Origin of the sequence: Sphingorhabdus sp. Alg239-R122 (assembly GCF_900537065.1) — a bacterium.
Lineage (GTDB): Bacteria > Pseudomonadota > Alphaproteobacteria > Sphingomonadales > Sphingomonadaceae > Alg239-R122.
This window is the reverse complement of sequence record NZ_UNRC01000005.1, coordinates 83,567-108,143: the sequence shown is the minus strand read 5'-3', so window position 1 is coordinate 108,143 and position 24,577 is coordinate 83,567. Positions and strand designations below refer to the sequence as shown.

General features: G+C 53.3%; 32 protein-coding genes, 1 tRNA gene and 1 other RNA gene. 17 read left to right on the top strand and 17 right to left on the bottom strand.

Annotation, left to right across the window (positions count from 1 at the left end):
- Nucleotides 1-54 precede the first annotated feature (54 nt).
- The 9 genes from pspA (at nt 55) to G6Q15_RS07165 (ending at nt 3,710) form a co-directional block, all read left to right on the top strand.
- Entirely contained in the window at nt 55-720 is a 666-nt protein-coding gene (pspA, locus tag G6Q15_RS07205) for a phage shock protein PspA (protein WP_164117212.1), read from the top strand.
- A 5-nt stretch (nt 721-725) separates the two neighbouring features.
- Nucleotides 726-1,022: an envelope stress response membrane protein PspB gene (pspB, locus tag G6Q15_RS07200; protein WP_164117210.1), complete on the top strand. Its 297-nt coding sequence runs from the start codon at nt 726-728 to the stop codon at nt 1,020-1,022.
- Nucleotides 1,022-1,402: an envelope stress response membrane protein PspC gene (gene pspC / locus G6Q15_RS07195; RefSeq protein ID WP_164117208.1), complete on the top strand. Its 381-nt coding sequence runs from the start codon at nt 1,022-1,024 to the stop codon at nt 1,400-1,402. Before pspB ends, pspC begins: the two co-directional genes overlap by 1 nt.
- A gap of 224 nt (nt 1,403-1,626) precedes the next feature.
- On the top strand, nt 1,627-1,929 hold the full coding sequence (locus tag G6Q15_RS07190) for a hypothetical protein (protein WP_164117207.1): 303 nt from the start codon (nt 1,627-1,629) through the stop codon (nt 1,927-1,929).
- 28 nt (nt 1,930-1,957) lie between these two features.
- A complete protein-coding gene (locus tag G6Q15_RS07185; RefSeq protein WP_164117205.1) occupies nt 1,958-2,215 on the top strand; it encodes a fructose-1,6-bisphosphatase in 258 nt (85 codons plus the stop codon).
- 45 nt (nt 2,216-2,260) lie between these two features.
- Nucleotides 2,261-2,521 (top strand): hypothetical protein, encoded by a 261-nt coding sequence (locus tag G6Q15_RS07180; protein ID WP_164117203.1) that lies wholly within the window; start codon nt 2,261-2,263, stop codon nt 2,519-2,521.
- Between the two features lie 58 nt (nt 2,522-2,579).
- The gene (locus G6Q15_RS07175) at nt 2,580-2,828 is read left to right on the top strand and encodes a hypothetical protein (RefSeq protein WP_164117200.1); all 249 of its coding nucleotides are present in this window, start codon (nt 2,580-2,582) and stop codon (nt 2,826-2,828) included.
- A 52-nt stretch (nt 2,829-2,880) separates the two neighbouring features.
- Nucleotides 2,881-3,300 (top strand): SufE family protein, encoded by a 420-nt coding sequence (locus G6Q15_RS07170; protein WP_164117198.1) that lies wholly within the window; start codon nt 2,881-2,883, stop codon nt 3,298-3,300.
- Nucleotides 3,300-3,710, top strand: a complete 411-nt coding sequence (locus G6Q15_RS07165; protein WP_164117196.1) for a hypothetical protein — start codon at nt 3,300-3,302, stop codon at nt 3,708-3,710. Before G6Q15_RS07170 ends, G6Q15_RS07165 begins: the two co-directional genes overlap by 1 nt.
- Here the strand turns inward: G6Q15_RS07165 and G6Q15_RS07160 are convergent.
- The gene (locus tag G6Q15_RS07160; protein ID WP_164117195.1) at nt 3,707-4,252 is read right to left on the bottom strand and encodes a J domain-containing protein; all 546 of its coding nucleotides are present in this window, start codon (nt 4,250-4,252) and stop codon (nt 3,707-3,709) included. The genes G6Q15_RS07165 and G6Q15_RS07160 overlap by 4 nt on opposite strands.
- Before the next feature lie 133 nt (nt 4,253-4,385).
- Here G6Q15_RS07160 and G6Q15_RS07155 point away from each other — a divergent pair, with 133 nt between their 5' ends.
- The 3 genes from G6Q15_RS07155 to G6Q15_RS07145 are packed head-to-tail and all read left to right on the top strand — an operon-like array spanning nt 4,386 to nt 6,862.
- Complete coding sequence (locus G6Q15_RS07155) at nt 4,386-5,162, top strand: thioesterase family protein (RefSeq protein ID WP_164117193.1); 777 nt, start codon at nt 4,386-4,388, stop codon at nt 5,160-5,162.
- Nucleotides 5,163-5,190: 28 nt separating this feature from the next.
- Complete coding sequence (locus G6Q15_RS07150; RefSeq protein WP_164117191.1) at nt 5,191-6,168, top strand: nitronate monooxygenase family protein; 978 nt, start codon at nt 5,191-5,193, stop codon at nt 6,166-6,168.
- A 25-nt stretch (nt 6,169-6,193) separates the two neighbouring features.
- The gene (locus G6Q15_RS07145; protein ID WP_164117189.1) at nt 6,194-6,862 is read left to right on the top strand and encodes a hypothetical protein; all 669 of its coding nucleotides are present in this window, start codon (nt 6,194-6,196) and stop codon (nt 6,860-6,862) included.
- A 13-nt stretch (nt 6,863-6,875) separates the two neighbouring features.
- On the opposite strand, the gene G6Q15_RS07140 is transcribed toward G6Q15_RS07145, so the two are convergent.
- The 3 genes from G6Q15_RS07140 to G6Q15_RS07130 are packed head-to-tail and all read right to left on the bottom strand — an operon-like array spanning nt 6,876 to nt 10,019.
- The gene (locus G6Q15_RS07140) at nt 6,876-7,637 is read right to left on the bottom strand and encodes a crotonase/enoyl-CoA hydratase family protein (RefSeq protein ID WP_164117187.1); all 762 of its coding nucleotides are present in this window, start codon (nt 7,635-7,637) and stop codon (nt 6,876-6,878) included.
- Between the two features lie 16 nt (nt 7,638-7,653).
- The gene (locus G6Q15_RS07135) at nt 7,654-8,775 is read right to left on the bottom strand and encodes an acyl-CoA dehydrogenase family protein (protein WP_164117185.1); all 1,122 of its coding nucleotides are present in this window, start codon (nt 8,773-8,775) and stop codon (nt 7,654-7,656) included.
- 14 nt (nt 8,776-8,789) lie between these two features.
- Nucleotides 8,790-10,019, bottom strand: a complete 1,230-nt coding sequence (locus G6Q15_RS07130; RefSeq protein WP_164117183.1) for an acyl-CoA dehydrogenase family protein — start codon at nt 10,017-10,019, stop codon at nt 8,790-8,792.
- A 109-nt stretch (nt 10,020-10,128) separates the two neighbouring features.
- On the opposite strand from G6Q15_RS07130, the gene G6Q15_RS07125 reads away from it, so the two are divergent.
- Complete coding sequence (locus G6Q15_RS07125) at nt 10,129-10,575, top strand: VOC family protein (protein WP_205518114.1); 447 nt, start codon at nt 10,129-10,131, stop codon at nt 10,573-10,575.
- 26 nt (nt 10,576-10,601) lie between these two features.
- Nucleotides 10,602-11,129 carry an NAD(P)H-dependent oxidoreductase gene (locus tag G6Q15_RS07120; RefSeq protein WP_164117181.1) on the top strand — a complete coding sequence of 176 codons (528 nt, stop codon included), beginning with the start codon at nt 10,602-10,604 and terminating at the stop codon, nt 11,127-11,129.
- 121 nt (nt 11,130-11,250) lie between these two features.
- Here the strand turns inward: G6Q15_RS07120 and G6Q15_RS07115 are convergent.
- Nucleotides 11,251-11,336 (bottom strand) — tRNA-Tyr (locus G6Q15_RS07115).
- A 126-nt stretch (nt 11,337-11,462) separates the two neighbouring features.
- Here G6Q15_RS07115 and rlmB point away from each other — a divergent pair.
- Entirely contained in the window at nt 11,463-12,230 is a 768-nt protein-coding gene (gene rlmB / locus G6Q15_RS07110; protein ID WP_164117179.1) for a 23S rRNA (guanosine(2251)-2'-O)-methyltransferase RlmB, read from the top strand.
- 23 nt (nt 12,231-12,253) lie between these two features.
- The gene (locus G6Q15_RS07105; protein ID WP_164117177.1) at nt 12,254-13,111 is read left to right on the top strand and encodes a hypothetical protein; all 858 of its coding nucleotides are present in this window, start codon (nt 12,254-12,256) and stop codon (nt 13,109-13,111) included.
- A gap of 188 nt (nt 13,112-13,299) precedes the next feature.
- On the opposite strand, the gene G6Q15_RS07100 is transcribed toward G6Q15_RS07105, so the two are convergent.
- From G6Q15_RS07100 to G6Q15_RS07055, 10 genes are all read right to left on the bottom strand, one after another.
- A complete protein-coding gene (locus G6Q15_RS07100) occupies nt 13,300-13,575 on the bottom strand; it encodes an HU family DNA-binding protein (RefSeq protein WP_164117175.1) in 276 nt (91 codons plus the stop codon).
- A 315-nt stretch (nt 13,576-13,890) separates the two neighbouring features.
- Nucleotides 13,891-16,284, bottom strand: coding sequence for an endopeptidase La (gene lon, locus G6Q15_RS07095; RefSeq protein WP_164117173.1), 2,394 nt, complete (start codon nt 16,282-16,284; stop codon nt 13,891-13,893).
- Between the two features lie 122 nt (nt 16,285-16,406).
- Nucleotides 16,407-16,742: a YbaB/EbfC family nucleoid-associated protein gene (locus G6Q15_RS07090; RefSeq protein WP_164117171.1), complete on the bottom strand. Its 336-nt coding sequence runs from the start codon at nt 16,740-16,742 to the stop codon at nt 16,407-16,409.
- Nucleotides 16,739-18,598, bottom strand: coding sequence for a DNA polymerase III subunit gamma/tau (locus G6Q15_RS07085; protein ID WP_164117169.1), 1,860 nt, complete (start codon nt 18,596-18,598; stop codon nt 16,739-16,741). Before G6Q15_RS07085 ends, G6Q15_RS07090 begins: the two co-directional genes overlap by 4 nt.
- Nucleotides 18,599-18,715: 117 nt before the next feature.
- An RNA gene (gene ffs, locus G6Q15_RS07080) (signal recognition particle sRNA small type) lies at nt 18,716-18,810 on the bottom strand.
- Nucleotides 18,811-18,884: 74 nt separating this feature from the next.
- Nucleotides 18,885-19,088 (bottom strand): dodecin family protein, encoded by a 204-nt coding sequence (locus G6Q15_RS07075; RefSeq protein WP_164117168.1) that lies wholly within the window; start codon nt 19,086-19,088, stop codon nt 18,885-18,887.
- A gap of 88 nt (nt 19,089-19,176) precedes the next feature.
- Complete coding sequence (bla, locus tag G6Q15_RS07070) at nt 19,177-20,085, bottom strand: class A beta-lactamase (RefSeq protein WP_164117165.1); 909 nt, start codon at nt 20,083-20,085, stop codon at nt 19,177-19,179.
- 2 nt (nt 20,086-20,087) lie between these two features.
- Entirely contained in the window at nt 20,088-20,423 is a 336-nt protein-coding gene (locus G6Q15_RS07065) for a 2Fe-2S iron-sulfur cluster-binding protein (RefSeq protein ID WP_164117163.1), read from the bottom strand.
- Nucleotide 20,424: 1 nt separating this feature from the next.
- Nucleotides 20,425-21,537 (bottom strand): cysteine desulfurase family protein, encoded by a 1,113-nt coding sequence (locus tag G6Q15_RS07060; protein ID WP_164117161.1) that lies wholly within the window; start codon nt 21,535-21,537, stop codon nt 20,425-20,427.
- Nucleotides 21,534-22,616, bottom strand: a complete 1,083-nt coding sequence (locus tag G6Q15_RS07055) for an aminotransferase class V-fold PLP-dependent enzyme (protein ID WP_164117160.1) — start codon at nt 22,614-22,616, stop codon at nt 21,534-21,536. Before G6Q15_RS07055 ends, G6Q15_RS07060 begins: the two co-directional genes overlap by 4 nt.
- A gap of 139 nt (nt 22,617-22,755) precedes the next feature.
- On the opposite strand from G6Q15_RS07055, the gene G6Q15_RS07050 reads away from it, so the two are divergent.
- A complete protein-coding gene (locus G6Q15_RS07050) occupies nt 22,756-23,412 on the top strand; it encodes an alpha/beta hydrolase (RefSeq protein WP_164117158.1) in 657 nt (218 codons plus the stop codon).
- Nucleotides 23,413-23,429: 17 nt separating this feature from the next.
- On the opposite strand, the gene G6Q15_RS07045 is transcribed toward G6Q15_RS07050, so the two are convergent.
- Complete coding sequence (locus G6Q15_RS07045) at nt 23,430-23,657, bottom strand: hypothetical protein (protein WP_164117017.1); 228 nt, start codon at nt 23,655-23,657, stop codon at nt 23,430-23,432.
- 2 nt (nt 23,658-23,659) lie between these two features.
- The gene (locus tag G6Q15_RS07040; protein WP_164117156.1) at nt 23,660-24,562 is read right to left on the bottom strand and encodes an alpha/beta hydrolase; all 903 of its coding nucleotides are present in this window, start codon (nt 24,560-24,562) and stop codon (nt 23,660-23,662) included.
- Nucleotides 24,563-24,577 lie beyond the last annotated feature (15 nt).

The following is a 24,577-nucleotide window of genomic DNA, read 5'->3' as shown; positions in this document are numbered from 1 at the left end:
CAAAATCGCACCGGTTTTTTCAGAAATACGCATTCCTCTAGATGGAGTTTTAATATGGGAATATTTTCACGCACCCGCGACATTGTCGCCGCAAACTTTACCGATTTGCTGGAACGCGCCGAAGATCCGGAAAAAATGATCCGCATGATCATTATGGAAATGGAAGAGACGCTGGTGGAAGTTCGCGCCTCTGCCGCGCGCACTATTGCAGACCAAAAGGAAATGCGCCGTCATATCGACAAGCTTGAGACGCTGACGGCCGACTGGTCCGAAAAAGCAGAGCTCGCACTGTCGAAAGACCGTGAAGACCTGGCCCGTGCTGCGCTGGTGGAAAAAAAGAAAGCCAGCGACATGGCCGATCAGTTGAAAGAGGAAGTCGCCGTACTTGATGACAGCCTGCGGGCTTCGGAAGCTGATATTGCCAGCCTGCAGAACAAGCTGCGCGATGCACGTTCGCGGCAGAACACGATCATGTCGCGACTGGAAAGTGCGGAAAACCGTATCAAGCTGCGCACCATGTATAATGGCGACAAGGTGAAGGACGCCTTTTCCCGTTTTGACCAGCTGGAACGCCGCGTGGACATGGCAGAGGGCCATGCCGACGCACTGTCACTCGCTTCAGAACCCGAAACACTGGGTGACAAAATCGCAGCTCTCAAAGGCGACGATGTCGTTGATGAAGAGCTCGAAGCCCTCAAAAAATCAATGAAGAAAGGGTAAGCAAAATGGATGATTTCATTCCGTTTATGGCAATAGCCACATTATTTATCGGCCTGCCATGGATCATTTTCCACTATATAACAAAATGGAAAACTATGGGGACAATCACTACCGAGGATGAAGATTTGCTGGAGGAACTTTATTCCATGGCTCGCCGCCTCGATGACCGGATGGACACCGTTGAGCGCATTATCCGCGCTGACAATCCAGACTGGCGCCCTGACCGACTGACAAGTGCAGCAGACCAGGATGACCCCGCACTCGACACTGTTGAGCGCCTATTGCAAGAGAGGAACAGATAATGTCCACAAGCCGTACCAAATTCTATCTCGACAAGATGAATGCCAAGTGGAAAGGCGTATGTGCAGGGATAGCGGACTATACCGGTATCGATGTTGTCTGGGTGCGCATCAGCGCGGTTCTCCTGACACTAATGGGCGGTTTCCCCTGGACCATCATCGCCTATTTCATGGCTGCATGGCTGGCGGATAAAAAGCCGATTGACCTGTACCGCGATGATCGCGAGCAGAAGTTCTGGCAGGGCGTACGCCAGTCACCCAAACGCACGGCACGCGATGTCCGCGCAAGGTTTCGCGAAATAGACCGCCGCCTGGCCGATATGGAAATCTATTACACGACGACCAATTCACGCCTGTCAGATGAAATCGAACGCCTGCGCTGAATACCTAAACTCTTGATGGAGAAATGAAATGAGCATCTTTTGGACACTTATACTGGGAGCCATTGCTTTCTTTTTCATCAAGAGGCGTTACGGACATGCATGGACAGATCGCCTGAACACACAGGACCGCCTGCATAGTCACAGAGACGCAGAGATCGCCAAAATCAAAAGGCTCACCGACAGACGCTACTAAATAAAACAAGAAGATTTACGAGGAGGAAGTTATGAGTTGGAGTGGCCCCGGATTTATAATCGCGATCGTTGCGATCAGCACCATTGGTTGGCTCGTCAGCAGCTGGATCAGAGCCAAACATGGATATCCGCTGGAAAACGAATGGTCAGGTAGCACTGAAAAAACAAACAGCGAAGACCCACAGGCCGCACGCAAAGTCGAATTGCTCACCAATGAAAACGAGCAATTGACGGGTAAAGTATCGCGCCTTGAAGAACGTATCGCCGTGCTGGAACGGATCGCCACGGACCCCGCCCGCCGCACTGCCGAAGAAATAGAAAAGCTGCGCGACTGAATAGACGCAACATCACGAGGAGGACACAATGGACTTAGGTTTTATCGCACTGCTCATACCACTGGCCCCATTTATAATAGGCGGCTTTGCAATCTGGACGCATCATCAACGCAAAATGATGGAGCACCAGTCAGAAATAACGGCCGAAAAAGCAGCACAATATGCGGCGCAGAGCGAACAACTAGAGCAGCGTGTCCGCGTGCTGGAACGTATAGTTACCGATAAAGGCATGGATTTGGCCGAGCAGATTGAAGACCTGCGCGACGAGCCCCCGCGTATCAATTGAAAAACAACGCTCAAAACGAGCATAACGCAATTCGAGGAGGAAATTATGGGACCGTTTGAAATGGTTGTTGCGATCATCGCCGTGGTGACGATCGGTAAAATCGTAAATACACGCATGAAAGCAAAACACGGTGTTTTTGAGGATGAAAAAGGTAACCAGATTGTCGCACATGATCCGGACTCAGAGCGGATGCGCGACGAGATTAAGGTTCTGAAAAAACGCATTGCCGTGCTGGAACGCATTGCAACCGACGAACGCGGAAGCCGCGCACTGGAACAGGAAATCGAAAGCCTGCGCGACCGTTGAACACATTCCTTGGTAAGATATTCTCTGGGCAAGGGGATAGTCCGGGAGGACGGATAAAATGCAAGACGCACCTTTTTACCTGACAATGGCCGCGACAGGCCTGATTGCTATCACGATTCTTTCCATAAGCCTGCTACATGGCTGGCGCGAATGGGTGGCATATAAACGCATGGAACTGCGCGAAATGCACCACATGGCACAAAATGGTGATAATATGGGCCCTAACGCCACATCCCGTATCGAAATTGCGGACCTGAAGGAACGGCTCAAGAAACTGGAAGCCATTGCCGCAGGGGTGGAGCTATAATTTCAGCATTGCGGGGCTTTGCCTTGCTCCCCTGCCCTGCTATTGGCGCAGTATGACCGAATGCAAAACGGCTGAACTGGCCGACATCATTGAAGAATACGAGTTTCTGGACGCAGATGACCGTTACCGGCTGATTATTGATCTGGGCAGGGAACTGGACGATATGCCCGATGCGCTCAAAACCGATGCCACACTTGTACGCGGCTGTTCGGCCGCCGTCTGGGTCTATCCCACACAGAAGGACGATGGCCATTTGCATTTTCTGGCCGACAGCAATGCCGCTATTACCAAAGGCATTATCGCACTGGTGCTGAAGACCGTGCAGGGAAAAAAGGCAGCTGACATATTGGCTACCGATATTACTGTCGCCCTGGAACCGTTTGATCTTAAAAACCAGCTCAGTTCCAACCGCACGCAAGGCATCCCTAACATGATTGCGCTGATCCGTGAAACGGCGGAGCGTTACGCATAATGATCATTGCGCTTGCCTTGCTGGCCATGCCAGCCGCGACGCAATATGAAAACGTACCGCCTTGCGCCTCTGCCAGTGAAGTTGAAAGATCATGTAGGTTCGACCTTGCATTCGGTGATATTGTGAAAGCAAATGTCTATGTTGCTCGTGCCGTGGCCGGACATGATTATTACAGCGTCAAAATCACGCTATCGGATGATGCGGCAGAACGCTTCGGCAAAATCCAGCAAAAAGCTTTAGGCAGAGACCTTGCTATATTCGCAGATGGAACTTTTGTCTCCAAAGCATTCTGGAGGGAAAAGGTTAAAGGCCGCAAATTGCAGATTAGCGGTGCAATGTCGTTGGAGGAAGCGTTGGAAGTCGAGCGCAAACTACTTGCCCTGAAACTTGATAGTAGCGACGAAAATTAAACTCTTTCTTCGGGTTTCCAGCTACGGTTTTCCTCCGCCACACGCAGCACATTATATGCTGCCTGAATCGCCTGAAAGCGCTTGGCGGCTTCCTCATCCCCCTGATTCACATCGGGATGGTTCCGCTTGGCCAGCAAGCGATATGCCTTGCGAATATCCCCGAACGACGCATCCACTTCCACACCCAGCACATCAAGCGCAGTCATTTCATCACGTGACCGGCTACCATCACCGGGGCCAGCCCAGCCATGATGTGCCGATTCCTGATAACCGGCGTTTTCGCGCCGTTCCTTGCGCTCGCGTTCGGCCGCTTCTTCTTTGCTCAAACCCTGAAAATAGTCCCAGTTGCGGTTATATTCCCCGGCATGTGTTTCGCAGAAATACCATTTTTCCGGACTGTTGGGAGATTTAGGTGCGGGACGGTCGCCCACTTCATCACAGCCATAACGGTCACAAAGGCGCACATTCTGCGCCTCACGCGAGCTGTCATAGCCACGCCAGCGAGGAAAGCCCCAATCGGTTGATCTGCCCGGTTTTGCCATTCGGCCACATTTAACAAATGCGGATAGGAAGGGCCAGCGATAAAGGCATGGTTCACTCTAATCTTGTCAAAATCAGTGCGTTTTCGAAACTTAGTCATGGATTTTTAGCAGGCATTGGTTTTAAGTGCAGTGTATGACATCGCTTGCACAGATACTCGGCTCCATGGCGCGCGCGGACAATAGCTGGACCGTTACCATTCCCGGTACATGGATGCAGGGCCGGACCAGTTATGGCGGGTTGAGCAGCGCCGTCGCCCATCATTGCGCCACGGCCTGTGTCACAGATTGCCCACCGCTGCGTTCTGCACAAATTGCTTTTGCAGGCCCTCTGGCAGGTGACGTGACCATAACGGCCGAACTGCTCCGCCGCGGCCGCAACACTGCTTTTGTCGAAACCCGCACCACATCCAGGGATGGTACCGGCCTTGCCTGCAACTTCATTTTCATGAACCCGCGCGTCAGCACCGTTGAGCATAATGACATCAGCGCGCCTGATTTTCCCCCGCCTCCTGGCAAGGACGACATCCGAAACGGCCCGCCCGAATTTTTCACCCATCATATGGATTATCCCGAAAAACGGCTCGAACTGGGCCTGGGGACACCAAAGCTGATGCAGTGGCACCGGCTGCGCGAACGCGATGGATTGGACCCGATAACCGAATTGCTATGTGTGGGTGACGCGCTGCCGCCATCTGCCATGGGCCTGATGACCGAGCCTGGCAATGTCAGCTCTATGAACTGGCAGGTCAATATGCTCACCAATACACCGCAAACAAAAGATGGCTGGTGGTTGCTCGAATCCGAAACACACCATGCGCATGACGGTGCGTCCAGCCAGTATATGACTGTCTATAACAGTGATAGAAAGCCAGTGATGCGTGCCATGCAAAGCGTCGCATTATTTGTGTGAATATAATAATTCCAGAGGAGAAACCCATATGAAAACACGTATTACAGAGCTTTTCGGCATTGAGCATCCGATCATTCAGGGCGGCATGCATTATGTGGGTTTCGCTAAACTGGCCGCCGCCGTATCCGACGCAGGCGGGTTAGGCATGATTACCGGCCTGACCCAGAAAACGCCCGAAGATCTTGATAAGGAGATTAAAAAGGCCAAGGAACTGACTGACAAGCCGGTGGGCGTGAACCTCACTTTCCTGCCCGCCTTTACCGCCCCGCCCTATCCAGAATATATCGACGCGATTATCGCCAATGGCGTAAAAGCGGTGGAAACCGCCGGGCGCAATCCCGAAGAGCACCTGCCGCGCATGAAAGAAGCGGGCATCAAGATTATTCATAAATGTACCTCGGTCCGTCATGCGCTCAAAGCGCAGGCGATTGGTTGTGATGCAGCCAGCGTTGACGGTTTTGAATGTGGCGGACATCCGGGTGAAGATGACATTCCGAACATGATCCTATTGCCACGTGCAGCCGATGAGTTGGACATTCCTTTTGTGGCCAGTGGCGGACAGGCAGATGCGCGTTCACTCGTTGCCAGCCTCGCCATGGGCGCAGAGGGCATGAATATGGGCACACGCTTTATCGCTACCAAAGAAGCGCCCGTGCATCAAAATGTGAAAGACGCGATTGTTGCTGCCAGTGAGCTCGACACAACACTGGTCATGCGGCCGTTACGCAACACCGAACGTGTACTCAAAAATGAAGCGGTTGAAGAAATCCTAAAAATCGAAAAGGAAAAAGGCGACAACCTGCAAATCACCGATATCCTTGAACAGGTGGCCGGTGTTTACCCGACCATCATGATGGAAGGCGATATGGACGCCGGCGCGTGGAGCTGCGGCATGGTTGCAGGCCTCATCAATGATATTCCCACGGTAAAAGAACTGATCGACCGGATCATGTCCGAAGCCGATGGTATCATCAATGATCGCCTGAAGCGTTTTTCAGCAGGATAGCTCCTCGCTACGCAGGAACAAAGACATGGCTGATAACATTTTCTCACGCACGGGCCGCTATATCAGCGCGGCAATTGAAGACGGCCTGGAAAGGCTGGAACAATTGAGTGAACCTGCCCTGATGCGGCAGGCTGTGCGTGAGACTGATTATGCTATCGAAAAACTGGAACACGAACACCACGCGGCTGTCAGGCGATTGGAGCAGGCCATAGCCGCCGCTGATGATGCGCATGCAAAAGCAATGCAATGGGCGGAAGAAGCCGGCTTTTCCGCTGCCAAGGGACGCGATGACTTAGCCCAAGCTGCTACAGAAATGCAGCAGGATTCAGAGAAAATGGTGGAAGCATTTTCAGGCGTTGCCGAAATCGCCCGTACAGAAGCAGAGTTTCTCAAAACCGCGCTGCATGACATGGCTGTGCAAAGGGAGGGTGTGCAGCGGGAGCTTACCGAATTCTTGAAAGGCCGGCGTCAAACCGAACTGGTAGAAACGTTCGAAGAATCGGTACGTGCGAAAATCAGCGCGATACTGGACAGAGCAGAATCTGTCATGGAAACCGTGTCCAATTCAAGGCCCACAGATGACAGCGATCAAGCCGCAAGTGCAGATATGGACACTTCCCGGAAAACTGCCGATATTGACGCACAACTGGCACAGCTCAAAAAAGACATAGCCGCAAAGAAAAGCGATAAATAACGACTCGCAAAGACTATTCGCCTTTCCATTCCGGTTTGCGTTTTTCGGCAAATGCCGCGGCACCCTCACGTGCATCCTGTGAGGCCAGCACTTTGCCTGCAATTTCCATTTGCTTGGCCCACATTTCCGCACTGGACCAATCGGGACGTTCATTGATAATCCGCTTCGACGCGATCAGGGCCAGCGGGCCGTTGGCCGCCACGCGGACTGCGAGTTCTAGCGCTCCTTCCAGCGCTGCACCTTCGGTCACCCGGTTTACAAAACCCATTTCATACGCCCGCTCTGCGGTGATAAAATCTCCTGTCAAAGCCAGTTCCATCGCCATTCGCTTGCCAATAATGGATGGTAACGAAAGCAACCCGCCGCCCGCTGCGACCAGTGATCGCTTGACTTCAGGAATGCCGAACTGCGCCTTGTCATTCGCCACTACCATATCGCAGGCAATAGCAACTTCCATGCCGCCCGCCAGAGCATAACCCTCAACCGCGCCGATAAGCGGCTTTGCAGGTGGGGCTTCGCAAAATCCGGCAAAGCCCTTCCCTTTCACTGTCGGCAATTCGCCTTTTAGAAAAGCTTTCAGGTCCATGCCCGCACAAAATGTGCCGCCCGCGCCGGTAATAATGCCCGCGCTAAGCCCCTTATCGCTGTCGAGCCTTTCCATCGCATCTGCCACGCCTTCAGCCACGGCCCGGTTCACGGCATTTTTGGCTTCAGGCCGGTTGATGGTGATGATCAGGACACCGTCCTGCGTTTCGGTAAGTACTTGCTCGGTCATGTTTTTCTCCTGAATATCAAAACAGTAAATTGGCCAGTTTCGATCTCTGCCATGCGGCATCACCAAATTGCGACGCGTTCCAGATCGCATTGCGCCGATAAAGCTGTGCATCGCAGTCATGCGTGAACCCAAAACCGCCATGAAACTGGATCGCCCGGTCCGCAGCATGGCTGTAGGCCTTATCCGCTGCTGCCTTTGCCATACGGGTTGCGACTTCTCCCCTGCCTTGGTTCGCAAAGCTGTGCGCGGCGCTGAACATATGCGAGCGCGCCTTTTCATAGGATATATAGGCATCGGTAATCGGGTGTTTAAGCGCCTGATACTCGCCAATCACCTTGCCAAACTGTTTGCGCGTTTGGAGGTAATCGAGCGTGTAATCAATCACCGCCTGCGTGCCGCCACACATTTCAGCCGATTGGAGCAGGTTTGCCGCAAGGTCGATATGCGCCAGTGCCGCCTTGGACGTATCTGCATCCATCAATGCATCGGCGCCAATGGATATCTCATCCAGTGTCAGCTCATAACTGCGCTTGGTCTCATCAATAATGGCTTCACGGCGCAGCGCCCTATCGGCAATGACACTGCGCTCAATCAAGGCAAGCCGTACCACGCCGTCCAATATGACAGAAGCAATGACAAGCTCCGCATCCTGCGCATAGGTGACAAACTGTTTTGTGCCGGAAAGCGCATAGCCGTCACCCGATGCTGTTGCCTGCGCGGTAACATTATCGAGGTTCCAGTCACCTTCTTTTTCGGTCAGCGCCAATGTGGCAATTGCGCCGCCTGCGACTTTGGGAAGCCATGTTGATTTCTGCGCCTCGTTGCCGCCTGCTACAAGAGCCTGCGCGGTCAATGTCGTCGCCATAAACGGTCCGGCCAGCATGTGGCGGCCCATCTGCTCCATAATCGGCACGACTTCCGCCAGCGACAGGCCGACCCCCTCATATTCCTCTGGAATGGCAATGGCGAGCCAACCAAGTTCAGCTATTTCCTGCCACACGCCTGGATCATAGCCCCGCACGTCTTCCATAAGAGCGCGCACTTTTTCCACTGGCGATTTATCACGGCAAAAACTGGTCGCCACGTCCATCAATTCGACCTGCTCTTCGCTAGAGCCAATAGTCCCGAGATTATCCATATCTTATCCTCCCGTTACCGGCCTTTGGGCAGGCCCAGCACATGCTCGGCCACAATGTTCTTCTGCACCTGCGATGTGCCGCCACCGATCGTGGCGGAGAAACTGTTGAGATAACTGCGATGCCAGTATCCATCATCGACAGCATTGTCGTCACCGACATAATAACCGGCTTTTGCGCCCTGAAATTGCAAAGAAAACTCAGTGAGTTCGCGGATCATCTCGGTGCGCGCCAGTTTGCTCATCAGCGGCAGGCCCATCGGCCTGTCCTGCACCAATGCCGGCATGCGGCGGCGATAATTATTGAGGTTCTGCGCCTGAATATCGATCATATATTCGACCAGCTGATCACGCATTATGGGATCATCCAGCACCGGCTTCCCACCACGTGTCGACCGGCGCGCCACATCGACAATACCCATCACGTCCAGCTCTTTCAGGAAATATCCACCAGCCAGATTGACTTTGGCCCCGCGTTCATATTCGAGCGTTTTCATGGCGATTTTCCAGCCATCGCCCTCGCTGCCCATCAATCCTTCGGCCGGAATGCGCGCATCGGTGAAAAAGCATTGCACAAAGCCATATTCGCCGGTCAGTTTCTTGATTGGCTGCGTTTCAATTCCCGGCACTTTCATTGGATTGAGGAAAAAGCTGAGCCCCGCGTATTTGCTGTCACCTTCATTATTGCTCGTGCGCGCCAGCAGGATCATATATTTGGCGCGATCGCCCAGAGAGGTCCATATCTTGGAACCATTGAGCACATATTCATCACCGTCTCGCACAGCTTTGAGCTGCGCATTGCCCAAGTCACTGCCATGTTCCGGCTCGGAGAAACCCTGACACCAGATATCCTCTGCGCTCAACATGCCCCTGATATATTTCTGTTTCTGCTCTTCAGTGCCGATATCCAGCAACAATGGTCCGGCCCAACCAATGCCGATGGCGTTGATCATAATCGGTGCATCATGATCCTTCATCGCCCGCGTCGCCGCGCGCTGGTAATCGGGATGCAGACCGCCGCCGCCATATTCTTTTGGCCAACTTGCGCCCAGATAACCCGCCTCATACACCTTGCGCTGCCAGTCGCACAGGAACTCGAACTGCTCGTCCGTGCTGACTTCCATAAACGTGAGCGGCAGCATGAAGCCGGGATCGCGCACGGTGTTTTCCTTAAACCAGGCCTGTGCCTGAACGCTATATTCCGTGAGCTCAGCCTCAGTCGGCTTGCTGGCGCCGGGAGCAGCCATATCGCATTCCTCTCATTTTTTTAATCGCTCGATTAAGATATGTTATGCGGCCAGCAAAGATGGTTTGTCCAGATGAAAAGTGATAGCTGTTAAAAGCATGTCGTGCCAAATGGCTTATTTTGAAAAACAGAAAGCATGCAATATGGAAATAATTACGCGGATTAATCATATCGGCCTGCGCGTCAAGGATTTCGAAATAGCGCGTAATTTCTACGCCAGACTGGGATTCAAATATATCACTGGCCCAGGCGGCCCTGAACCCGTCGCCATTGTCGAGCACCCGTCAGGTGTAAACATCAATTTCATCTTAAATGCCGATCAAGAAGACAACACAAACCAGCTAATGGATATTGCTACTAAACATACCGGCTATACCCATATCGCACTGGAAGTTACCAATATTGAAACCGCTTTGGAACAAATGGAGCAGTTAAATATTCCGCTAAGCGGAGACCTTATGCAACATCCGACAGGCAGTTCATTTTTTATCCGTGACCCTGACGGCAATGTGATTGAATTTATTGAATATATAGGCCTCTCCGCTTTTTCAAAATAAGACAAATAGCCACTGAAGGAACAGATATGAAATTATTAGCCTTTGCAGCGAGCAGCAGCAGCAAATCCATCAACAAAAAACTGGCCACCTATACGTGCAGTTTATTGGAAGATGCAGACACAGAGATACTGGATCTCAACGACTATGAAATGCCGATTTACAGCTCAGACCGCGAAGAGGCCGGTGGTATTCCGCAACTAGCGCATGACTTTTATGGCAAGATTGGTGCGGCCGATGCACTGGTGATTTCCTTTGCCGAACATAACGGCTCCTATACCGCCGCTTACAAAAACATCTATGACTGGGCCTCACGCATTGATGCAAAGGTGTTTCAGGGTAAGCCCATGGTGTTGCTCTCCGCCTCCCCCGGCCCGCGTGGAGCTGCAACCGTTATGGCGACCATAAAGGCATCCGCCCCGCATTTCGGCGGCGATGTGAAGGCTGACCTTTCAATCGGCAGCTTCTATGACAATTTCGACATGGAAAAGAGCTGCTTGACCGACGCCGGACTCGATACACAGTTAAGGGCCGCATTAGCGACTCTGCAAGAGTAACGGACAGGATAGGGTTCGAACCATTTTGATCGCTTGCCGATCAAAATAGACAAAGACTCATAGGTTCGTACTACACCTCAACCAGGCGCAATGCCTGCAGTGTTACACAAAGCTGAAAGGGTGGTGGACAGGATAGGATTCGAACCTATGTACGCTTGCGCGGGCAGATTTACAGTCTGCTGCCTTTAACCACTCGGCCACCTGTCCATCGGTGATGTATAATTCACATCACGAAGGCGGCTCAATGGCGAATGAGAGCTTGCCTGTCAATGCTTTCTGGGTGAAAAGCGCCATGAAAATATAATTTTTAGTGGAAAGTACGGATAAGAAGCGATGAAGCGCGATAAATGGAAAGGCCGCCAGCGCGGCAAAAAAACTCTGGGCGGTAAAGGCGGGCTGAAAGTACCCCGGTTTTGGGGCAAACACGCGGTCTATGCTGCGCTTGATAATCCCGAACGCACAATCCGTAAGCTATATGGCACCCACGCTGCAATTAGCGAGATTGTGATCCCGGACGGGCTGGAAGTACATTATGCCGAAGCTGCCGATCTGGCGCGCATGGTGCCCAGCGATGTCCCTCACCAGGGGTTGGTGGCGGAAATTGAACCATTGCCTGACCTGTATCTGGGCGATGTACTGGATGCAGCGGATGGGCGGACGCTGGTGATACTTGATCAGGTTACCGACCCACAGAATATTGGCGCGATATTCCGATCCGCCGCCGCTTTTAATGCCGCGGCCATCATTACGCAGGACAGGCACGCACCATCCGAAAATGGAACGATTGCCAAAGCTGCCTCAGGCGCATTGGAAACGCTGCCATGGCTGCGCGTGGTCAACCTGTCTCGCGCACTGGAGGAAATAGCCGAAGCCGGTTACTGGCGTATCGGGTTGACCGGCCATGCTGATGAATTGCTCGCAGAGACATTGCCCGAAAGCAGTCCGGTCTGCCTTGTCATGGGCGCAGAAGGCGAAGGCATGCGCCAAAATGTTGAAGCCCATTGCGATCAGCTTGCGCGCCTGCCAATATCGGAAAATATGGAAAGCCTTAACGTATCCAATGCTACAGCCATTGCGCTATATGCCATCGCGACACGATAGGAACAGTTTAGAAGGGGAAAACCATGCGTAAGATTTTAGGCGTGATTGCTGTACTTGCAGCGCCATTACTGCTGACGGCATGCCTACTGACACCGGGCAAGTTCACATCCAACCTGGATATCGACCGTGATGGCTCATTTACCTTCACCTATGATGGTGAAATTTTCATGCTCGGCATGAGCAGCATCATGGACATGGCGGCCAAGGCGGATAAGGACGAGTTTGAAGCTGAATGTTACACCGATGACTATGATCCGCGCGAATGTAGCGGTAACGAAATTACGGAGCAACGCGCCGAATGGGAAGAAAAAGCCGCAGAGCGCGCGCAGGAAAAAGCCCGCAGCACGGAAATGATGAAACAAATGATGGGCGACCTTGATCCTTCCGATCCCGATGCTGTTGATGAATATGTGAAGCGGATGGCGAAGCAAAAGGGTTGGAAATCAGTCGTACATCGCGGCGAAGGCGTTTTTGATATTTCTTATGAAATGCGTGGTCAAATGGACCGTAACTTCCAGTTCCCCGTGCTCGAAAAAATGCAGGGCATAACACCATTTGTTATCGCCATTGTTCGTAATGATGGCACTGTACGTATCGATGCACCCGGTTTTGCTACCAAGGAACAGTCCGGCGGCATGTCAGGCATGATGGGATTTGCCGCCATGATGAGCAAGGATGAAAAAGCCGCGGACAGTGAAGACAGCAAAGTCCCCACCATCCCGATGCCAGACGGCGTTTTTACCGTCACCACCAATGCGGAAATACTGACCAATAATACAGAAGAAGGTCCCAGCGTCAGCGGTGACAAACGCGTGCTTAGCTGGACCATTACCCCGCGCACCGAAAACGCGCCGGAAACATTGCTACGCCTGTCACAATAAGCGGACTTGCAACAGCTATATCCATGCAACCTCGGCTGCCGGCTGGCGATAATACATGCGTAAGTGATAGGATGAATAAAAGGGAGCGGATCCAATGGATCCTGCTCCCTTTATCTTAGCTCGAAAAAGCTGTTTACAAAGCTGCGACAAGAAAAAAGGGAGCAGGCTTACCTGCTCCCCTATATTTCTTACTTGTTAACGGCGTCTTTCAGACCTTTACCAGCTTTGAATTTAGGCTGTGTAGAGGCTTTAATTGTCATTGGTTCGCCTGTGCGCGGGTTGCGGCCTGTTGAGGCTTTACGCTGCGCTGTAGAGAATGTGCCGAAGCCAACGAGACGGACTTCACCGCCCTTGCTGAGTTCACTTGTTACTGTGTCAAATACAGCTTCCACTGCTTTGCCTGCGTCTGCTTTGCTGAGGCCGCTGTGATCCGCGACTGAGCTGATAAGTTCGTTCTTGTTCATACCTTAGGAACCCCTGATTATAATTGTAATAATAGAATCGCCGCTTTGGCTGAGAAAGAATAAGGACCAATAATTACCTGCTGTAAAGGGGAAAACCCGGATTTTTGGCGGTTTTCAGCAGTTTTTACGACGAATTGTGCGTTTTTATACAATTGACAGGCATTACCCGCCACCAGAACGCTGTTTTCTGCAGAAAAGCGCGGCTATGACAAAGGCATGTTAGCATGAGTCGCTCGTGCGATATGTACTGACATGTGAAACAATTACACCCGATAAAAACACTATCCGATATAATGTTTCGCACACCATAATGGTTTAATGTGCCACCGGCCCACCTGCTGGCGACTGTCCAGGTGCGCCTGGCTGCGCCGCCAGTTCGTCCGCATCGGTCCAGTCAATCGGGGAAACCTTGTCCGCCAGCGCATGAGTCAGCACTTCATCAACATGGCTTACGGGAACGATTTCCAGACCCTCTTTGATGTTGTCCGGAATTTCGGCAAGATCTTTCTCATTTTCCGCCGGGATCAGCACTTTGGAAATGCCGCCGCGCAACGCTGCCAGCAATTTCTCTTTTAATCCACCAATTGGCAGCACGCGCCCCCGCAATGTGACTTCACCTGTCATCGCGACATCGCTGCGCACGGCAATACCGGTCAGCGTGGAAACAATGGAAGTCACCATGCCCACACCTGCGGACGGACCGTCCTTGGGCACAGCGCCTTCGGGCAGGTGGATATGGATATCTTTGCGCGCAAAAATGCTGGGTTTGATGCCATAGGAAGGCGCACGGGCGCGCACGAACGAGAACGCGGCCTGGATGGATTCATTCATGACCTCACCCAGCTTGCCGGTGGTCTTGATCTGGCCTTTGCCCAGCACCGTCACAGATTCAATAGTTAGCAGTTCACCGCCGACTTCAGTCCATGCAAGACCGGTCACTGCGCCAATCTGGTTTTCCTCATCACCCATGCCGTGGCGGAATTTGCGCACACCGGCAAAATCGGAAAGATTGTCCGTTGTAATGGTGATACTTTCGGCTTCACCTTCCAGAATTTTACGTAGTGACTTACGTGCCAGGCGCGCAATTTCACGCTCCAGCGTACGCACACCGGCTTCACGCGTATAATAGCGGATCAGGTCACGTAACGCATCATCCTCAAGGGTAAATTCACCTTCTTTAAGGCCATGCGCATCCACCTGTTTTTCGATCAGGTGCCGTTTGGCAATTTCGACCTTCTCATCCTCGGTATAGCCTTCCAATCGGATGATCTCCATCCGGTCGAGCAAAGGTTGCGGCAAGTTGAGCGAATTGGCCGTAGTCACAAACATCACGTCGCTCAGGTCAATATCGATTTCTAGATAATGGTCCTGAAACTTATCATTCTGTTCCGGGTCGAGCACTTCAAGAAGTGCCGAAGCCGGGTCGCCGCGAAAATCCTGCCCCAGCTTGTCAATTTCGTCGAGCAGGAACAGCGGATTGGCGGAACCCGCTTTTTTCAGATTGCTGACAATCTTGCCAGGCATCGAACCGATATAGGTGCGGCGATGGCCGCGTATCTCGGCTTCATCGCGCACGCCGCCCAGCGACTGGCGTACAAATTCGCGGCCTGTTGCCTTGGCAATCGAGCGACCCAGCGAAGTCTTACCCACACCTGGAGGCCCGACCAGACACAGGATCGGTCCTTTCAGCTTGTTGGTACGTGTCTGCACCGCCAGATATTCAATGATGCGTTCTTTGACTTTCTCAAGCGCGAAGTGATCGGCATCGAGCACTTTTTCCGCTTTCTTGATATCTTTTTTCAACTTTGACTTTTTGCCCCATGGCAGGCCAAGCAACGTATCGAGATAGTTGCGCACCACTGTGGCTTCCGCCGACATGGGCTGCATGCCGCGCAGTTTTTTAAGTTCGGCATTGGCTTTGGTCTTCGCCTCTTTGGACAGTTTTGTCTTTTCTATCTTCTCGGTCAGCTCGGACATTTCATCGCCCTCGCCTTCGCCGCCGCCCAGTTCAGACTGAATCGCTTTCATCTGTTCGTTCAAGTAATATTCGCGCTGCGTCTTTTCCATCTGGCGTTTAACGCGGCCACGGATTTTCTTTTCGACCTGCAGAACGCCAAGCTCGCCTTCCATAAAGCCGAACACCATTTCGAGACGCTTGACCGGGTCATTTTCGGTCAGCAGCGCCTGTTTGTCAGAAACCTTCACGTTGATGCTGGCTGCAACCGCATCGGCAAGTTGCGCAGCATCGTCGATTTCCGCCATCTGCACCGCAGTTTCGGCAGGCATTTTCTTGTTCAGTTTCGAATATTGCTCAAACTGATCAACTACAGAACGCATAAGCGCAGATACCTCGGTCCCGCCAACGGATACCGGTGCGACTACCTGAACACTGGCCATCACCAGGTCGCCCGATTCCTCAAGTCCCGTCAGATTTGCCCGTTCCTTGCCTTCAACAAGCACACGTACCGTGCCGTCTGGCAGTTTCAGCATCTGCAAAACCGTTGCCACTACGCCCATGTCATACAGGTCATCACGCACCGGGTCATCACAGGCAGGGTCCAGCTGCGATACCAGATAGATTTCCTTATCCGCATTCATCGCTGCCTCGAGCGCCGCAACGGATTTATCGCGGCCCACGAACAGCGGCACGATCATCTGCGGAAACACCACAATGTCACGAAGTGGAAGAAGAGGAAATTGCTGATTCATATACTACTTTCACATATTTTTTTGACGGACACCCTGAATAGGCGCGCCGGTTCTTACCATGAATATGGGCGTCACTTCAGGCGAAACAAGCATTGTTAAGCAAACGGACCGTGACCCGCCTGTCAGAATGGCATTTTAAAGCCTTCGGGCAAGTTAAGCCCGCCAGACATTTTGCCCATCTCAGCCTCGCTCGCCTTGTCCGCTTTGGCACGCGCATCGTTGAATGCCGCCGCCACCAGATCTTCAGTAATCTGCTTCTCAGAGGCCACCAACAGGCTTTCATCAATATTGATACCAATCACCCGGCCCTTGGCGGTTGCGCGCACCTTGACCAAACCGCCACCGGCCACGCCTTCCACTTCAATAGCCTCCAGCTTGGTCTGTGCTTCCTGCATCTGTTTCTGCACAGTTTGTGCGGCTTCCTGTGCCGCTTTCATCATTTCTTCCATGCTCTTCATGCGCTTTTGCTCCATTGTCCATTGCCGCGCTGCACGGCATCATTATCCAGTAATTCCGCGTCCGGAAAAGCCGCTTTGGCTGCCTTCACCATTGGCGAACTTTCAAGCTCTGCCCGTGCCGCCTGTTTTCGCGCCTCGGCCTGTTCCATCAGGCTTATCTGAGCTTCCCCCTCGCCTATTTCAATCTGCCAGCGCTGCTCCGTCAGCTGCAGCAGTGCATCACGTAGCTGCGGTGCGAAATCCTGGGTGAAATCAGTCGCTGTCTGGTAAATGAGCCTGCCCGGCTCATATTCCACCACACGAATACGGTCATGCAGTATCTGCGCGAGTGTGAGGTTTCCGGTACGGTCAAGCCACTCCACAAAATCCGCAAAATTATCCGGCACACCGGCATGCGGATTTTTGTTCTGCTGCGCGGCGGTACCTTGTGCATCACCATCTGGTGCAGAATGATCCTGCTGCGCGCTTTGGGTGGGTACAGCCTTGCCTTCAGCCAGATCCTTTATCAACTTACCGGGATCGGGCATATTGGTGGCATGAAGCAGGCGTAGCAATGCCATCTGGCATGCCTGTGCAGGCATGGGCGCACGCTGCACCTCGTCATGCCCTTTCAAAAGTAATTGCCACAGACGGTGCAGCTGCGGATGCGTGAGCCGTGCCGCCCAATCATTGAGTTGCGCTCGCTCATTTTCACTCATCGTGACCTGATCCAGTGGCTTGATCTTGGCTAGGGTCAGCTGGTGCACATAATCCATCAGTGCACGCACGAGTGCCAGCGGTTCAACGCCCAGCACATGCTGTTCATCCATTGCGGCAAGCGTTTTTTTCGCATCACCCTCCAATATATGACCGAGCAACCGCCGCACCGCACCACGGTCCGATAGGCCGAGCATGTCACGCACCTGCAGCGTGGTAACCTGCGTGTTTTCGCCATCGCTTTGCATATCGGCATGGGCTATCGCCTGATCGAGGATCGACAGGCCGTCACGCACAGAACCCTCTGCGGCCTGTGCGATCATGCCTAGCGCATCCGCCTCAGCTTCCACGCCCTCAGCCACGCAGATTTTTGCAAAATGGCTGGCAAGCATGTCTGCCGTAATGCGTTTCAGGTCGAAACGCTGGCAGCGCGACAATACAGTGATCGGAACCTTGTTGACTTCCGTGGTAGCGAACAGGAATTTCACATGTGCAGGCGGCTCTTCCAGTGTTTTCAAAAGTGCATTAAATGCGTTTTTGGACAACATGTGAACTTCGTCGATAATGTAGATTTTGTAACGCGCCGACACGGCGGCATAGCGCACTGCCTCAATAATCTCGCGGACATCATCAACGCCGGTATGGCTCGCGGCATCCATTTCGATAACGTCAATATGACGCCCCTCTGCAATCGCAGTGCATGGCTCACACTGGCCGCATGGATCGATGGTCGGACCACCTTCACCATCCGTGCCGATACAGTTAAGCGCCTTGGCAATCAGGCGCGCAGTTGATGTCTTGCCAACCCCGCGCACGCCGGTCATCAGGAATGCATGTGCCAGCCGGTCGCGTTTTATAGCGTTGCCAAGCGTTTGCACCATCGCATCCTGCCCGATCAACTCTGAAAAAGTCTGCGGCCGGTATTTACGTGCCAGAACCCGGTAAGCATTGTCATCGGTATTTGGGGCTACAGGATTTTTGGCAACAGGCATTTCTGCTTTCGGTTCAGTTGCATACGCAGATGATGATGCGTCAGGAATATCCAGCGCAGGCATATCCATACCAAGCGAAGGCATATCGCCTGAACTGCCCTCTGCGCTGTCACGTACGGGCTTCGCTTCATTATCGCTTATCAGATCTTTTTCTGGGGAATCAGCCATGGAAACAGTTTAGGCGCTTATTGCCTTTTTGTCGAAACAGATTGTGACATATCCACAGCGCCATCGCGCTACATATGAAAAACCCCCGGACAAGCGGGGGTTTTCATTGCATTAGATGTGGTAGGAGCCGGGCGACCCGCAGAAAAATCGTTGTGGCTGCTTCCTTCCGGATCTGACCAGATTGGCGAACACTGCGTCCACCCGACTCCCATGCGCCATATGGCGTGGCTTTGCGGCAAATGCAAGTCCTGCATGGACTATACCCGCAAGCCGCCCGTTTCCAGAATTAGTCGTTCAGGACGAACGTAATGACCATGTTCACGCGCCATTCCGCGATCTCGCCGTTTTCAACGGTCGCCTTGGTGTCTTTTACCCACACGCTTGTGATGCCTTTGATGGTCTTGCCAGCACGCGCCAGGCCCTGCTTTACGGCATCTTCAACGCTCACGCTGGATGAGGAAATAATTTCACTTGTTTTTGCTACACTCATGTTTCTCTCCTTTGTTTAGACTTGATATTATGGAGAGACGCAGCTTCCGATACAAGGGCAGGAAGTCTGAGAAAACTGGTTTTATGTGTTATTTTACAACTATTTTCTGTGCCGCCAGCCGCGTGGTTTCGGCAATCACCGCTTCAGCTTCTTTCCAGGCGACATCCGGTCTGTCAAAATAAACCGCAAGCAAGACAGGCGGCTGATCCGGCGGGAAAATGATACCAACGTCGTTATAGCAGGGCGCCGACTGCGGTGCCGTCCCCGTCTTATGGCCAAGACGCCATGCGTCTGGCAACCCGGCCCGAATACGAGCAATTCCGGTTTTGGTGTCCAGCATCCACTTTATGAGCCTGTCCGCATGTGCCGCACTGCCTTCGTTCTTGAGCAGCAACCGCCGCAGCAACCCTGCCATGGCCAACGGGCTGGTTGTGTCACGCGGATCATCAATCGCGTTCTCATTAAGCTCCGGCTCGTATCTATCGAGCCGGGTCACATCATCGCCTTGCCTGCGCAGGAAATCCGTAAATGCTTCCGGCCCGCCAATTGCACGCAGCACGATATTCGCGGCCGCGTTATCGCTGATGATGACAGCCTGATAAGCCATCTCGTCCAGCGTCGTATCCTGCCCTTCTTTCACAAGGTTCTCAGTAAAAGGAGCATAGGGCACAAAGTCATCTTCACGCACCCTGATACGCGCAAAGCGGTCGGCGATACCGCGATCATGCGCCTCAAACAGCGCGGCAGCCAATGGCGCCTTGAATGTTGAGCACATGGCAAAGCGTTCATCGGCGCGATTGGCAAACAGGGTGTCGCCCGCGGCATTGATGCAGGCAACGCCCAGTCTGCCACCTGATTCCTGTTCGAGTTTCCGTAACGCCGGATCGTTGATCAATGGTACGGCGACAGGCAGCGATACGTCCTGCTTACAGGCACTGAGCGCGAACGAAGCAAGTGAGGCTGATAAAAATGTCCTGCGCGACCAAATTGGCATCATGTCTACACTCCCTGCATATTATGTGCCTCACCCGGGATGCGAACCGTCAGGCTTTCCATATCCTCGGTTAGGAAAATCTGACACGCAAGGCGGCTGGTGCGTGCGACCCCGGCGGCCAGGTCCAGCATGTCCTCTTCCATTTCTTCTGCTTCCGGCAGGGCACTAAAATCTTCATCCGATACGATCACGTGGCACGTTGAACAGGCCATCTGCCCTTCGCATGTACCCTCCAGCGGCTGATCATTATTCTGCGCTATATCCAGCAGCCGATCACCCGGATTGCCGGTGACATGGGTTTCGGTATTTCCATTGGCACTGATAAACGTAATCCGGGTCATATCATCCTATAATCGCTTCTGCAGCTGTATTGATCATGAACGCTGCACGGGTGAGCTCCTGTTCGGCTGTGTAGCGTCCAAAACCAAGGCGAATGGACGATTTTACCTGTCCCGGTTCAAGGCCTAGCGCACTCAGCACATGGCTGGGACGGCCCGAACCACTGGCACAGGCAGACCCCGCCGAAAACGAAACCCCGCGCACATCCGACATGAGTCTGGCCACATCCAGCCCGTCACGGCGTATGTTGAAATTGCCTTTATAACGATGTTCCAGGGAACCATTGATAGTCCAGTCGGCAAATAAGGCGCGCGCCTGCTCCCAAAGCCCGTTGATATGTGCATGATCTTCATCAAACCGTTCGGCTGCCAGTTTCGCGGCTGCACCGAACCCGGCACATAAAGCTGGTGATAACGTACCGGAACGCACACCGTTTTCCTGCCCACCTCCATAAACTATGGGTTCCAGCGCCGTACCAGTGCGCCGCCACAACGCTCCGATACCTTTGGGGCCATGAATCTTGTGTGCAGACAGGGCAATCATGTCTACATTGCCTGGTATCTTTGCGCGGCCATAACCCTGCACAGCATCACACAGGAAAAGCGCGCCAGCATCATGCGCCATATCGGCAAGTTCGCGTACCGGCTGGATCACGCCAATTTCATTATTGACCAACATGACCGCCACCATCGCGGTTTCATCATTAATTGCAGCCTGTGCTGCATCCATATCTACCAATCCGTCCGGACCTACAGGCAACAGCACAAGTTCATAGCCCTGTTTCTCAAGCCAAAAACAAGTATCACGCACGGCGGCATGTTCGGTGGCAATGGTAACCAGTTTGCGTCGCTGTTTACCAATATGCGGCAGGGCACCGCGTAAGGCGAGATTAATCGCCTCGGTCGCGCCGCTGGTGAAAATAACTTCGCCATTACCAGGCAATAGCCCCGCAACCTGCCCGCGCGCGACCTCGACTGTGGCGGCGGCTTTCCGGCCTGCCCCATGCGAACTGTGCGGATTGGCAAAACCAGCTTTCAACCATGGCTCCATCGCGGCATAGGCCTCCGGTGCCAGCGGCGTGGTTGCCTGATAGTCGAGGTAAATGGGTTCACTCATGCCCCGTTCTGCCCCTTTGCCCGTTCGAAAATCGCTTTCCACGCATCAACAAATGCATAGATATCACTGCGGCTCGTATCAGGTCCAAAACTCACCCTTACAACTTCATTTGCCGGCATGTCCTCCCAGCCCATGGCCGACAGCACATGGCTCGTCTTAAGCGTACCGGACGAACAGGCGCTGCCCGCCGAGACCGATATGCCCGCAAGGTCGAACTGGATAAGCTGCGCATTGGCGGCGACACCGGGCATCCGGTATCCACCAATGGTTGGCAATCGCTCTGCATCGCCTGCAACCAGTTCACCGCCCGCCACCGCGATGGATTTGTCCAGTTGCTCGCGCAGCTCTGCGGCACGTTCCGTCCAACTGCGTGATGCTTCGAGCGCCGCCGCCATGGAAAGTGCTGCGGGCAGGTTTTCTGTACCCGAACGATAGCCTTTTTCCTGACCGCCTGAGGCATGGATATGCGCAAGATCGCGGATCAACAAAGCGCCAAAGCCCGGCGGGCCACCAAATTTATGTGCAGAAATCGATATCATGTCGGCATCGGGCAAGGCTTTCTTGCCCGCTGACTGTGCGCAGTCGCCGAACAGCACAGCGCCTGCTTCCTTTACGGCGCTGGAAATCGCCATCATGTCCTGCATCACGCCGGTTTCATTATTGACCGACTGTACAGCGACCAGGGTTTCTTCCGGCATGTTTCCAAGCTGTTTTTCAAGGTTGGCAAGCACTACGCGCCCCTGCAAATCCACGGCCAGCTTTTCCGCATTCTTCGCTATGCGCAGGACTGCATCATGCTCAACGGGCGTAGTGACAATACGCGTTTTTTTCGTACGCCCCAGTGCGATCGAGATAGCCTCACTCGCTCCACTGGTGAAAATAATATCGCCGTCCCAGTCCAGCGCATTGGCGATGCGGCTTCGCGCATCTTCCAGCGCCGCACGGGCATTGCGCCCGTCCATATGCGGCGAGGACGGGTTGGCCCATGCTGCCATGCCTCCTGCAAACGCCTTTTGCGCGGCATCCCCGATAGGGGTTGTCGCAGCATGATCCAGATATATGCGCGGCTTGCTGGCCATGGGCTGATGTGCTTTCTGTCCTGTTGACGCGATGTTCACGCATTTTGTTGCGCTTTTACGAATATTTCCTATATAGCATGCACTTCAAAATCACAGCGTAAAGCCTGTATAAACAGATAAAACTGGAAAACCACACCCTATGCCATCAGTCATTTTTCCCGGACCAGAAGGCCGCCTTGAAGGCCGCTTCAACCCAGCTCCACGCCCACGCGCGCCTGTCGCAATGATCCTGCACCCGCATCCGCAGGGCGGCGGCACCATGAATGACCGGATTACGCAGGCAATGTATAAGACATTCGTCAAGCGCGGCTTTGCGACACTGCGCTTCAATTTTCGGGGCGTTGGCCGTTCACAGGGCAGCTTCGATAACGGCATAGGCGAACTTTCCGATGCAGCAGCTGCACTGGACTGGGTGCAGAGCTTTCACCCCGAAGCACAGACCACATGGGTTGCGGGGTTCAGTTTTGGTGCGCTTATCGGTATGCAACTTTTGATGCGTCGTCCGGAAATTCGCGGTTTCATCTCGGTTGCACCCCCCGCCAATATGTATGATTTCAGCTTCCTTGCCCCTTGCCCCGCTTCGGGCATTATGGTGCAGGGCGCGAGCGACGAGGTTGTTAACCCGGCGGCTGTTCAAAAGCTGGTCGACAAACTGCGCACGCAAAAACATATCACCATTCACCACGATGAAATTCCACGTGCCAACCATTTCTTCGAGCACGAACTGGAAGACATGATGAAATCGGTCGACAATTACCTCGACATGCGGCTGGCACCGGACTCACCGATCAAGTAATTCACTACATAGAAAGACTACTGGCCAGGCTGCGCGTCAGCCGGGGTATCCACATCGTTATTTGCGGGTGACAGGCCGCGTTCATTCGGGATAGCCAGTATCGCTACATTGGCAAATAATATTGCCGCGAGGAGTAGCATCAGTAATGGCTGTTTTCTGGCGCCGCCCCGGCGCAATAGATAGATCGCGCCGCCAATAAGCGCGACGGCAGCGATTACCATCACCGACAATATGGTATTTATCATCACTACGGACCCTTGTTCTGACCGATATGCGCCAGGACTTTGGCTGTAATACTGTCCAGCAGGCTGGGCGGCAGGTCATGTCCCATGCCCTCCACAATCTCCAGCTTCGCATCCTTGATATTTGCGGCAACATCCTCGCCGCAGGCAGGCGGTATCAAGGGATCGGCCGCGCCATGGATCACAAGTGCCGGTGCCTGTATCCGCCGGGTCCAGCCGCGCAGGTCCCATGTATCGATAATCGCCGCCATCTGCCGCTTCGGACCCGCCGGATAATGACTGCGGCGATAGGCCGTGCGGACAATATCTTCGACTTCCTGAAGGTCACGGCCCGCATCTTTTGAACCGATAATCTCAAAAAACCGCATCGACATGGCGACAGCTTCATCTTCGCCTTCGGGCCTTTTGCCCGCCATGGCGAACAGCGCCTTTTGCACTTGTGGGTCTGCCCGCGGCAGTCTTGGGTTATTGGTCGATGTCATCACCGGGATAACACTCTGCACACGTTCCGGATAATCGGCAGCAAGTATCTGGCTAATCATTCCGCCCATAGACACGCCGATGGCATGCGCTTTTTCAATTTCCAGCGCGTCCAGAACGCCGACTGCATCCGCCGCCATATCTTCGAGCGAATAAGGCGCCATACGCCGCGATGGCAGGAAGCGCTTAACCAGCAGGTGCCAGAGCGGGTTGGGCGCTTTCACGCCGTCAAACTTGTGCGACAGGCCGATGTCGCGGTTGTCAAAACGCACAACGCGGTATCCTGCATCAACCAGCGACTGCACAAAATCCTCTGGCCAGAAAGTGAGTTGTACCGAAAACCCCATTATAAGCAGGATAACTGGATTGCCCTTATCTCCATGATCTTCAACTTCAATCGGAATGCCATTGGCCATTATCTGTGCCATTTTATACTGCTCCCC

Excerpts from the sequence above, each read along its gene's own strand:
- pspA (WP_164117212.1), top strand. The coding sequence starts at position 55 with ATGGGAATATTTTCACGCACCCGCGACATTGTCGCCGCAAACTTTACC.
- pspB (WP_164117210.1), top strand. The coding sequence starts at position 726 with ATGGATGATTTCATTCCGTTTATGGCAATAGCCACATTATTTATCGGC.
- pspC (WP_164117208.1), top strand. The coding sequence starts at position 1,022 with ATGTCCACAAGCCGTACCAAATTCTATCTCGACAAGATGAATGCCAAG.
- G6Q15_RS07190 (WP_164117207.1), top strand. The coding sequence starts at position 1,627 with ATGAGTTGGAGTGGCCCCGGATTTATAATCGCGATCGTTGCGATCAGC.
- G6Q15_RS07185 (WP_164117205.1), top strand. The coding sequence starts at position 1,958 with ATGGACTTAGGTTTTATCGCACTGCTCATACCACTGGCCCCATTTATA.
- G6Q15_RS07180 (WP_164117203.1), top strand. The coding sequence starts at position 2,261 with ATGGGACCGTTTGAAATGGTTGTTGCGATCATCGCCGTGGTGACGATC.
- G6Q15_RS07175 (WP_164117200.1), top strand. The coding sequence starts at position 2,580 with ATGCAAGACGCACCTTTTTACCTGACAATGGCCGCGACAGGCCTGATT.
- G6Q15_RS07170 (WP_164117198.1), top strand. The coding sequence starts at position 2,881 with ATGACCGAATGCAAAACGGCTGAACTGGCCGACATCATTGAAGAATAC.
- G6Q15_RS07165 (WP_164117196.1), top strand. The coding sequence starts at position 3,300 with ATGATCATTGCGCTTGCCTTGCTGGCCATGCCAGCCGCGACGCAATAT.
- G6Q15_RS07160 (WP_164117195.1), bottom strand. The coding sequence starts at position 4,252 with ATGGCAAAACCGGGCAGATCAACCGATTGGGGCTTTCCTCGCTGGCGT.
- G6Q15_RS07155 (WP_164117193.1), top strand. The coding sequence starts at position 4,386 with ATGACATCGCTTGCACAGATACTCGGCTCCATGGCGCGCGCGGACAAT.
- G6Q15_RS07150 (WP_164117191.1), top strand. The coding sequence starts at position 5,191 with ATGAAAACACGTATTACAGAGCTTTTCGGCATTGAGCATCCGATCATT.
- G6Q15_RS07145 (WP_164117189.1), top strand. The coding sequence starts at position 6,194 with ATGGCTGATAACATTTTCTCACGCACGGGCCGCTATATCAGCGCGGCA.
- G6Q15_RS07140 (WP_164117187.1), bottom strand. The coding sequence starts at position 7,637 with ATGACCGAGCAAGTACTTACCGAAACGCAGGACGGTGTCCTGATCATC.
- G6Q15_RS07135 (WP_164117185.1), bottom strand. The coding sequence starts at position 8,775 with ATGGATAATCTCGGGACTATTGGCTCTAGCGAAGAGCAGGTCGAATTG.
- G6Q15_RS07130 (WP_164117183.1), bottom strand. The coding sequence starts at position 10,019 with ATGGCTGCTCCCGGCGCCAGCAAGCCGACTGAGGCTGAGCTCACGGAA.
- G6Q15_RS07125 (WP_205518114.1), top strand. The coding sequence starts at position 10,129 with ATGGCTTATTTTGAAAAACAGAAAGCATGCAATATGGAAATAATTACG.
- G6Q15_RS07120 (WP_164117181.1), top strand. The coding sequence starts at position 10,602 with ATGAAATTATTAGCCTTTGCAGCGAGCAGCAGCAGCAAATCCATCAAC.
- rlmB (WP_164117179.1), top strand. The coding sequence starts at position 11,463 with ATGAAGCGCGATAAATGGAAAGGCCGCCAGCGCGGCAAAAAAACTCTG.
- G6Q15_RS07105 (WP_164117177.1), top strand. The coding sequence starts at position 12,254 with ATGCGTAAGATTTTAGGCGTGATTGCTGTACTTGCAGCGCCATTACTG.
- G6Q15_RS07100 (WP_164117175.1), bottom strand. The coding sequence starts at position 13,575 with ATGAACAAGAACGAACTTATCAGCTCAGTCGCGGATCACAGCGGCCTC.
- lon (WP_164117173.1), bottom strand. The coding sequence starts at position 16,284 with ATGAATCAGCAATTTCCTCTTCTTCCACTTCGTGACATTGTGGTGTTT.
- G6Q15_RS07090 (WP_164117171.1), bottom strand. The coding sequence starts at position 16,742 with ATGAAGAGCATGGAAGAAATGATGAAAGCGGCACAGGAAGCCGCACAA.
- G6Q15_RS07085 (WP_164117169.1), bottom strand. The coding sequence starts at position 18,598 with ATGGCTGATTCCCCAGAAAAAGATCTGATAAGCGATAATGAAGCGAAG.
- G6Q15_RS07075 (WP_164117168.1), bottom strand. The coding sequence starts at position 19,088 with ATGAGTGTAGCAAAAACAAGTGAAATTATTTCCTCATCCAGCGTGAGC.
- bla (WP_164117165.1), bottom strand. The coding sequence starts at position 20,085 with ATGATGCCAATTTGGTCGCGCAGGACATTTTTATCAGCCTCACTTGCT.
- G6Q15_RS07065 (WP_164117163.1), bottom strand. The coding sequence starts at position 20,423 with ATGACCCGGATTACGTTTATCAGTGCCAATGGAAATACCGAAACCCAT.
- G6Q15_RS07060 (WP_164117161.1), bottom strand. The coding sequence starts at position 21,537 with ATGAGTGAACCCATTTACCTCGACTATCAGGCAACCACGCCGCTGGCA.
- G6Q15_RS07055 (WP_164117160.1), bottom strand. The coding sequence starts at position 22,616 with ATGGCCAGCAAGCCGCGCATATATCTGGATCATGCTGCGACAACCCCT.
- G6Q15_RS07050 (WP_164117158.1), top strand. The coding sequence starts at position 22,756 with ATGCCATCAGTCATTTTTCCCGGACCAGAAGGCCGCCTTGAAGGCCGC.
- G6Q15_RS07045 (WP_164117017.1), bottom strand. The coding sequence starts at position 23,657 with ATGATAAATACCATATTGTCGGTGATGGTAATCGCTGCCGTCGCGCTT.
- G6Q15_RS07040 (WP_164117156.1), bottom strand. The coding sequence starts at position 24,562 with ATGGCACAGATAATGGCCAATGGCATTCCGATTGAAGTTGAAGATCAT.